This window comes from Cryobacterium sinapicolor (assembly GCF_004403465.1).
GTDB classification, from domain to species: domain Bacteria; phylum Actinomycetota; class Actinomycetes; order Actinomycetales; family Microbacteriaceae; genus Cryobacterium; species Cryobacterium sinapicolor.
In genome coordinates this window covers 41,877-49,412 of the sequence record NZ_SOGQ01000025.1, presented here as the reverse complement: position 1 = coordinate 49,412, position 7,536 = coordinate 41,877, and the positions used below count along the sequence as shown (strand labels likewise).

Genomic DNA, 7,536 nt, shown 5'->3' with positions numbered 1-7,536 from the left:
GTCGGCAAATTTGATGGACTCCTCGGCTGCGTAGAGCAACGAAACGAGAGTTTCGAAGTGATGGAAATCGGCGGCGGTTTTCGCTGGACCACCTTCACAGCACTTCGCGAGGTGGTCACGCACTTGGCATCAAGGGCAGAGTCCGGATCTCCACGGCCGGTGAACGCATGACCGTGCTCACTCCTGTGCTTGATCCGATGAATGGTCTCGATAACCGGCCGGCGTTGCCAAAGTCTGCCGCGCGCGGCAGTGAACTGCAGTTCTCAGCCGACCTAACTGAAGTCATCGCCATTTGGGTCGCGGAGATCGCCGTGCACGATTCGAAACGATCCTCGTAGACCTTGTTCAGCCCCGGCGAATTTTGCGTATGGGTCATTATTTTTCGCGGAAGTCTTGATCGCGGTCGCGGTCGTCGACATGGGCGCCGATAGTTAGGGTTTTGGTGCAGAGCACGCCTCGTAGTGGGTCGCATTCGTCAACGTCGGCTACTTCATCAGCTGGGTCTGGCGAAGTCAGGAACGCGCGGTCACGAAAGCAACGACGACCACTGGGCAATCCCGGTGCATCAGACGGCCTTATGGTGCCGGCCGACACGGTGCACCCTGTGTCGACAGCTGAAGATGGTCGTGCCTTCAGCGGTACCACCGATCAGATTCTGATCACCGCCCGCCTCAACCCGCAGGAAGTGGATATGTCCGGATTTCTAAAGTTTGCCTGGCGGGCTGCAGCTGGGCCCGCTCAGGCGGGCACGATGCCCTCAGCGCGGGGCGGGCGTAATTGGTCTGAGGTCGCGATGAAAAAATTGTGGAGCGTCAGTGTCAGGCGTCGCGTTCGCCAATGAGTCTGCCCAACGACGGAAAGGTTGTAGTCGGGGTCAGGAGGGCACTCGCGGATACTTCTATATCGGGTCACGAAGCCAGCGATACCCTCGACCTTTTGATGCATGGCGCATCCTCGCTCACGCGTGTTGTCGAAGCCGGAATTTTGTTAGCTGATAGCAATCAACACCTTCACGTTGTCGCCTCTTCGAAGGAGAGAAGCGGTGACGTCGAGGAAGCGCAGTTGGGCTTTGAACAGGGGCCGTGCCTGGTGGCGTTTCGAACCGGTGAAACTTTGGATGTGCCCCACATCGCTGCATCTTGGCGCGCTTGGCCTACGTTCGCTGCCATCGCCGAAGCCCGCGGGTTCCAGGCGGCGCACGTGGTCCCCTTACGTCTCCGGGGACACATCCTCGGAGTGTTGTGTCTCTTTTTGGAGGAGTTTGGCCCAATGAATGACAAAGATGCTGCGTCGATCGAAGCCTTGGTCCGTGTCGCGACGGCCAACCTCCACGAGGAATTGCAGCAAGCACTCGACGCTCGGGTGACGATAGAGCTCGCCAAAGGGGTCCTCGCTCAGCAGTATGGCGTGCCAATGGGCGTCGCGTTCTCACTCTTGCGCGCTCATGCGCGGAAGACGGATAGGCGGCTGAGCGAAATCGCCAGGAAAATTGTGGATAGTCGAGGCAGGTTTAGATGATTTTGAAGACCGTTCGGATGTGTCTTGGTCACGCCCCTCTACAGGGTGTGTTTTCTACGGCAAGAATGGCGCCGGATTGGGTCAGCGGCGAGTGCTGTGGGCATGTCACTTCTACCGGCATCGGGTCCAGATCGACCGGTGACAAGCTTTTGCCCCTCTCCTTCCGTGAACCCGGGCATTCCAGCTGCGGAGGCCTCCTGTGTGGCGTAGTGGAATCTGATGCTGGCTTTCGAAGCGGAATAGTGTGGTGACGCCGTTGTTCGAGGCAACCGATCAGCGGAAGCTGATGCAGAGCATGGCTTCGGGCAGTCAGGCTGCGTTCGGCCTGATCTACGATCAGTTGTGTGTTCCGACGTTTGCGATCTGCAATCACTATCTGAAGTCCTCGGCCGCGGTCGACGAGGCCATGTGTGGCCTGTGGCTGTACGTTTGGCAACATGCGGCCCTGTTGTCGGGGCTTGAAGGCTCGCCTTGGTCGATCATCATTGGGACAGCGGAGCGCCACGCCGAGTATTACGCTCAGGCAGAGCGCCTAGCCCGAACGTCATTCAAAGTAGCGCAGGATGCAAAAAGATAGCGTGACCTCGGCGCTCACCCGCCCTGGCTCCATCGGAGCACGCACCACCAGCCCCATAGCCCAGAACTGAAAACTAGGATACCCAGTTGCATGAGTGAAAGACTGGCCTTGGGCGTTCCGACATGGATCAAGACGCTCACCTTCAGTTCAGCCGACTGACTCAACCCGAAAGGCCTGCGATGACCGACGCGCACGACGCCGCAGAGCTCCTCCCGCTGCTTCTCGAGCAGGAACGCATCCTTCAGTTCGACTCCTTCGACGTGGACGACGCCTGGGCCGTCGGGTCGCGGCTGGTCGAACTCGGCAACGACCGCAAGCATCCGATCGCCGTGTCGATCACGTTCGGCGACCAGCGCGTCTTCCATGCCGCGCTACCGGGCGCCTGCGCCGACAACGACGCCTGGCTCGAGAACAAGTTCCGGGTGGTGCGGCGCTTCGCCAGCTCCTCCTTCGCCGTGGGCACGCGCTTCCGGGCGAACTCCCGCGACTTCCGCACCGAGTCGAACCTCGACCCGAACACGCACGCCGCGCACGGCGGAGCCTTCCCGCTGCGCGTGCGAGGCTCGCTCATCGGCGTCGTCGGCGTCTCCGGGCTGGCCCAGCGCGAGGACCACGACCTCGTCGTCGAGGTTCTCGAGGAACACCGCAGCACCCACGGCTGACCGGCACTCGGCCTGCCCGCACCCCGACCGACGCCCGGCTGACCTGCAGCGCCCCGGGCCCGGATGTGAAAGTCTGGACCGAAGCCCCCGACCTGCTTCCGCTGGAGTATCCGTGACCGCCGCACCCACCCGTTCGATCCCGCCGTCCGACGCAGGAATGCCCGACGACCGCATCACCCTGCGGTTCATGGCCGTTCCCGCCGACGTCGCAGCCTCGGGTTCAACCGTCGCCGCCGGCAGCGTGCTCGAGTGGATCGACAAGGCGGCCTATGCTTGCGCGGTGGGCTGGAGCGCCTCCGACACGGTCACCGCGTACGTCGGTAACGTGCATTTCACCCGGCCGATCCGCTCCGGCAACCTGGTCGAGGTGCACGCCCGCATCATCCACACCGGGCGCACAAGCATGCATGTGCTCGTCACGGTCGAGACCACGGATGTCCGGGCCCGGGAATACAGTCCAGCCACCCATTGCATCCTCGTCTTCGTCGCCGTCGATGACGCCGGCAAGCCGCACGAGGTGCCGACGTGGGCACCCCACTCCGACGTCGATCGGGAATTGCAGCAGAACGCGACGGCTCGGCTCGAGCCACGCAAGCGCATCCAAACGGTTATGCGTTCACAGGAATATACCGATGACGGCACGACGCCGCGCACGGTGTTCCGTTTCCTGGCGGCTCCCGCCGACGCGAACTGGGGCGGCAACGCCCACGGTGGCACCGTGATGCGATGGATCGATGAGGCCGCGTTCGCCACAGCTGCGGCCTGGAGCTCCGAGTCGGCCGTGGCCGTCTACTCGGGTGGCATCCACTTCTACCGGCCGATCCAGATCGGTCACATAGTCGAGGTGGATGCTCGGCTCATCCACACCGGCAAGCGCAGCATGCACATTAGCATCCGGGTGCGCTCCGGCAGCCCGCGCACGCCGCACGATCTGCAGCTCACGACGCAGTGCATGAGCATTTTCGTAGCGATCGGGGCCGACGGGCACGCCGAGCCGGTGGCACCGCTGACGCTGATCACCGCGGAGGACAAGCGGCTCGACCAACACGCCCGTGACTTGATGGAACTCCGCGCGCCGCTGGTCATGATGCCCGTCGACCACCTGCACCTGCCCTAGCCGACCCGCGCCTGCCGTCGCGAAGCTGCGCCTGCCGTCGCGAAGCTGCGCCTGCCGTCGCGAAGCTGCGCCCGCCCTAGCCGATCGAGCCCTCGCTACCCGAACGAATTCGACGGAGATTTTGCTCTAGACAGCGTGTTTTGGAACGAAAGAGCGCTCTCAAGCGAGAATCTCCGTCGAATTGGTTCGGCGGCGGCTGCGGTGGGACGAGGGCGGGGATGCGGCGGGCCACGGATGACTCCAGCGGGTACGGCAATCCGGCGGGCCAGCCAGCCCCGCGGACCCGCGGACCGGCGGACCCGCGGACCGGCAAACCGGCGGGCCCACGGGTCCGGCGGACCGGCGGGCCCACGGATGACTCCAGCGAGTACCGCGGACCGGTGGGCCAGCCAGTCCCGCGGACCGGCGGGTCAGCCCTGGGTGTTGTGCGCGCGCTCGGCAGCGGCTTCCAGAGCGGCGCGGTCGCTCTTGGGCAGCCGCGCGACGTAGGCACGCTTGAGTTCGGCCCAGCGGGGCATCGACACCTGGTTGGCAGGTGCCTGCTCGGCGGGATCGGCGGAGTCGGCGCGGTCGGCCATGATGCTCAGCCTCGCCCGTTGTCTGACGCGGTGGTCTGCCCGGACTGGCGCGACAGGAATTCGCGCTTCAGGGCCGCCCAGCGAAGCTGGGAAACGTAGTGGGTAACGGTAGATCCGGTTGTATCGGCCATGGGTCTCTCAGTCTCAAACGTGGTCTGAACGGCACGCCGCTGAGCCTGGTTCAATGAAGGAGCGATCGAGATTGACACGGTTGAACATCGGGATCTGTCACGGTTGGGCATCGAGATGAGTACCGACCCACCACCATCAGTGGACGGGATCGCAGTTGGACCAGTGTACCGCGTCGCCCGTGAGCCCCACCAGCCGCAGCCCGGCATCCGCCCAGACGCTCGGACTAGAGTCGACCGGATGCAACCGCCTCTCCCTTCCGTCGGAACCACCGCCTCGACCCAAGCTGCGCCGGGGAACATCGTGGAGCCAACGCCGTTCACGGGCTTCGTGCAGGTGCGCGGGGCGCGGGAGAACAACCTCCGCAATGTGGATGTCGATGTTCCCCGGGACGCCATCGTCGCCTTCACCGGGGTCTCCGGATCCGGAAAGTCGTCACTCGCATTCGGCACCATCTTCGCGGAAGCCCAGCGCCGCTTCCTGGAGTCCGTTGCGCCCTACGCCCGCCGCCTGATCCAGCAGGGCCACACCCCTCAGGTCGACGAGATCGCCGGGCTGCCGCCGGCCGTCGCCCTGCAGCAGCGCCGGGGCGCCCCCAGCTCCCGGTCGAGCGTCGGCACCCTGACCACCCTGTCCAACTCGCTGCGGATGCTGTACTCCCGAGCCGGCATTTACCCGACGGATGCCCCGCGCCTCGAGTCGGACTCCTTCTCCCCCAACACCGTGGCCGGCGCCTGCCCGCGGTGCCACGGCCTCGGCACGGCGCACACCGTGACCGAGGCAACCCTCGTGCCGGACCCGACCCTGAGCATCCGTGACGGCGCCATCGCGGCCTGGCCGGGCGCCTGGCAGGGCAAGAACCTTCGGGACATCCTGATCACCCTCGGTTACGACGTGGACACCGCCTGGCGGGACCTGCCGCGTGAGGCGCGGGACTGGATCCTCTTCACGGAGGAGCAGCCCGTGGTGGAGGTCACCCCGCAGCGCGACCGGATCGCCAAGCCGTACCAGGGCCGATTCTGGAGCGCCAAGAGCTACGTGCTGCACACCCTGGCCGACTCGAAGAGCCAGAGCCAGCGGGAACGCGCGTTGCGTTTCGTCGAATCCGGCCCGTGCCCGCTGTGCAACGGCAGCGGCCTCACTCCCGCGGCCCTGGCGGTCACCGTGGCCGGCCGGTCGATCGCCGAGCTCAACCTGCTGCCCTTGACCGGGCTCGCCGAACTGCTACGGCCGACGCTTCTGCCGGGTGCCGGCGATGGCCCCGCGGAGCCCGGTGCTGCCCCTGGTGCCGGAGACCCGCACGCCGCCGAGCCCACGGAGGCCGCGATCACCCTCACCCGGGACCTGCTCGCCCGCATCGAGGTGCTGCTCGAGCTCGGCCTGGGCTACCTGAGCCTCGGGCGCGCGACGCCCACCCTCTCCCCCGGCGAGATGCAGCGCCTCCGCATCGCCACCCAGCTGCGTTCGGGACTGTTCGGCGTGATCTACGTGCTCGACGAACCCTCGGCCGGGCTGCACCCGGCCGACGCCGAACCGCTGCTGCTGGTGCTGGAGCAGCTGAAGGCATCCGGCAATTCGGTGTTCGTCGTCGAACACAATATGGACATCGTGCGACGGGCCGACTGGGTCGTCGACGTTGGGCCGCTGGCCGGGGCCGGCGGCGGCGCCGTGCTCTACAGCGGTCCGATCGCCGGTCTGGCCGACGTGCCGGAGTCGGTCACCCGGCAGTTCCTGTTCCCGTCCGCGCCGGAAGGGGAACCGGAAGCGGAACCGGTCCCGACCGAGCCGGAAGCGGAGCCGGTGCCGACCGCGCCGGAGGCGCCCCGGCCCGACGCCCTGCGCACGCCCGATCGCTGGCTGGGGCTGCACGGCGTCACCCGGCACAATCTCCGCGGCGTCGACGCGACCTTCCCCCTCGGCGTACTGACGGCGGTGACCGGGGTGTCCGGTTCGGGCAAGTCCACCCTGGTCAGTCAGGTACTGGCGGATGCGGTGCGGCTCGCCCTGCATCCGGACGCCGACGCATCCGTTGCCTCGGAGCCAGACGAAGACGCCGACGCCGCAGACGAGAAATCCGGCGTCGCCGAGCCGCGCGCGCGGGTCGACCGGATCAGCGGGCTGGAGGCCGTGGGCCGGCTGGTGCGCGTGGACCAGAAACCCATCGGCCGCACCCCGCGCTCCAACCTGGCGACCTACACGGGACTGTTCGACGCGGTGCGCGCGACCTTCGCAGCCACCGAGGAGGCGCGCAGCCGCGGCTACGGCGCCGGGCGGTTCTCCTTCAACGTGGCCGGTGGCCGCTGCGAGACCTGTCTCGGCGAGGGCTCGGTGAGCGTCGGTCTGCTCTTCCTGCCCGGCAGTTACACGCCTTGCCCGGCCTGCCAGGGCTCGCGCTATAACCCGGAGACCCTCGAGGTGACCTACCAGGGCAAGTCGATCGCGGAGGTGCTCGGCCTGAGCGTCGAGGAGGCCGCCGGCTTCCTGGCCGACGTACCGGCCGCCGCCCGCAGCCTCGCCACCCTGCGTGAGGTCGGGCTCGGCTACCTCCGGCTCGGCCAGCCGGCCACCGAGCTCTCCGGTGGCGAGGCGCAGCGCATCAAGCTCGCCACCGAGCTGCAGCGTGCCCGCCGCGGCCACACGATGTACCTGCTCGACGAGCCGACCACCGGCCTGCACCCCGCGGATGTCCGCCTCCTCCTGGCCCAGCTGGGCCGCCTGGTCGACGCCGGCAACACGGTGATCGTGGTCGAGCACAACCTCGACGTGGTGGCCGCCGCCGACTGGGTGATCGACCTGGGTCCGGCCGGCGGCGATGCGGGCGGCGAGATCGTGGCGACCGGAACCCCGGATGCCGTCGCGCGGCATCCGCGCAGCCGCACCGCTCCCTATCTCGCCCGCCGCCTCGCAGGCGGCTAGTCCAGACGGGCGCGTGCCATAGATTGGGAGGCGTACGTG

General features: G+C 66.8%; 8 protein-coding genes. 6 read left to right on the top strand and 2 right to left on the bottom strand.

Annotation, left to right across the window (positions count from 1 at the left end):
* Positions 1-167 precede the first annotated feature (167 nt).
* From E3T28_RS16775 to E3T28_RS05485, 5 genes are all read left to right on the top strand, one after another.
* On the top strand, positions 168-338 hold the full coding sequence (locus E3T28_RS16775) for a hypothetical protein (protein ID WP_166786933.1): 171 nt from the start codon (positions 168-170) through the stop codon (positions 336-338).
* A 499-nt stretch (positions 339-837) separates the two neighbouring features.
* Positions 838-1,518, top strand: coding sequence for a GAF and ANTAR domain-containing protein (locus tag E3T28_RS05500; protein WP_134428711.1), 681 nt, complete (start codon positions 838-840; stop codon positions 1,516-1,518).
* A 247-nt stretch (positions 1,519-1,765) separates the two neighbouring features.
* Positions 1,766-2,095, top strand: a complete 330-nt coding sequence (locus tag E3T28_RS05495; protein ID WP_134428710.1) for a hypothetical protein — start codon at positions 1,766-1,768, stop codon at positions 2,093-2,095.
* A gap of 179 nt (positions 2,096-2,274) precedes the next feature.
* Positions 2,275-2,757, top strand: a complete 483-nt coding sequence (locus tag E3T28_RS05490; protein WP_134428708.1) for a heme-degrading domain-containing protein — start codon at positions 2,275-2,277, stop codon at positions 2,755-2,757.
* Positions 2,758-2,869: 112 nt separating this feature from the next.
* On the top strand, positions 2,870-3,874 hold the full coding sequence (locus E3T28_RS05485; RefSeq protein WP_338145386.1) for an acyl-CoA thioesterase: 1,005 nt from the start codon (positions 2,870-2,872) through the stop codon (positions 3,872-3,874).
* 410 nt (positions 3,875-4,284) lie between these two features.
* On the opposite strand, the gene E3T28_RS16770 is transcribed toward E3T28_RS05485, so the two are convergent.
* Both E3T28_RS16770 and E3T28_RS17550 read right to left on the bottom strand, forming a co-directional pair.
* Complete coding sequence (locus tag E3T28_RS16770; RefSeq protein WP_166786932.1) at positions 4,285-4,452, bottom strand: hypothetical protein; 168 nt, start codon at positions 4,450-4,452, stop codon at positions 4,285-4,287.
* A 5-nt stretch (positions 4,453-4,457) separates the two neighbouring features.
* Positions 4,458-4,583, bottom strand: a complete 126-nt coding sequence (locus E3T28_RS17550) for a hypothetical protein (RefSeq protein ID WP_277613359.1) — start codon at positions 4,581-4,583, stop codon at positions 4,458-4,460.
* A 238-nt stretch (positions 4,584-4,821) separates the two neighbouring features.
* Here E3T28_RS17550 and E3T28_RS05480 point away from each other — a divergent pair, with 238 nt between their 5' ends.
* Positions 4,822-7,497 (top strand): excinuclease ABC subunit UvrA, encoded by a 2,676-nt coding sequence (locus tag E3T28_RS05480; RefSeq protein ID WP_174843997.1) that lies wholly within the window; start codon positions 4,822-4,824, stop codon positions 7,495-7,497.
* Positions 7,498-7,536: the final 39 nt, after the last annotated feature.

Excerpts from the sequence above, each read along its gene's own strand:
- E3T28_RS16775 (WP_166786933.1), top strand. The coding sequence starts at position 168 with ATGACCGTGCTCACTCCTGTGCTTGATCCGATGAATGGTCTCGATAAC.
- E3T28_RS05500 (WP_134428711.1), top strand. The coding sequence starts at position 838 with ATGAGTCTGCCCAACGACGGAAAGGTTGTAGTCGGGGTCAGGAGGGCA.
- E3T28_RS05490 (WP_134428708.1), top strand. The coding sequence starts at position 2,275 with ATGACCGACGCGCACGACGCCGCAGAGCTCCTCCCGCTGCTTCTCGAG.
- E3T28_RS16770 (WP_166786932.1), bottom strand. The coding sequence starts at position 4,452 with ATGGCCGACCGCGCCGACTCCGCCGATCCCGCCGAGCAGGCACCTGCC.
- E3T28_RS17550 (WP_277613359.1), bottom strand. The coding sequence starts at position 4,583 with ATGGCCGATACAACCGGATCTACCGTTACCCACTACGTTTCCCAGCTT.
- E3T28_RS05480 (WP_174843997.1), top strand. The coding sequence starts at position 4,822 with ATGCAACCGCCTCTCCCTTCCGTCGGAACCACCGCCTCGACCCAAGCT.